Below are 270 nucleotides of genomic sequence, written 5' to 3'. Positions count from 1 at the left end.
CAAGTCAGCATAGTAGTAATTTTTAAAACCAACATCATCAGACAAGTATAAATTCCATCCGCTGCTTTCCGAAGCATCAGGCGTAAGGAAATCTATTTTTTTATCACCATTAAAATCACCGGAAATGGTATAATCTGTAATTTTAACATTATTTCCAGATCTGATTTCCTCAAATTGTGACTGCCCCAGTTTCCATATGTGATAGGTTCCGTCCTGACGGTATTCAAAAATTTCAGAAATCCCATCTCCGTCAAAGTCGGCTACCTTTAC

Annotated in this window: 1 protein-coding gene; it reads right to left on the bottom strand. The window is 37.0% G+C overall.

The genetic code is table 11. The features are described 5' to 3' along the window. Positions 1 to 270 (bottom strand): hypothetical protein (locus SB724_RS20275; protein WP_410572662.1); only part of this gene is annotated, 270 nt, incomplete at both ends.

Source organism: Bacillus sp. SIMBA_031 (assembly GCF_046535225.1).
In the GTDB taxonomy this organism is placed as follows: domain Bacteria; phylum Bacillota; class Bacilli; order Bacillales; family Bacillaceae; genus Bacillus; species Bacillus velezensis.
Note: the sequence above shows the minus strand (reverse complement) of the source record. Positions and strands in the feature narration are given on the sequence as shown.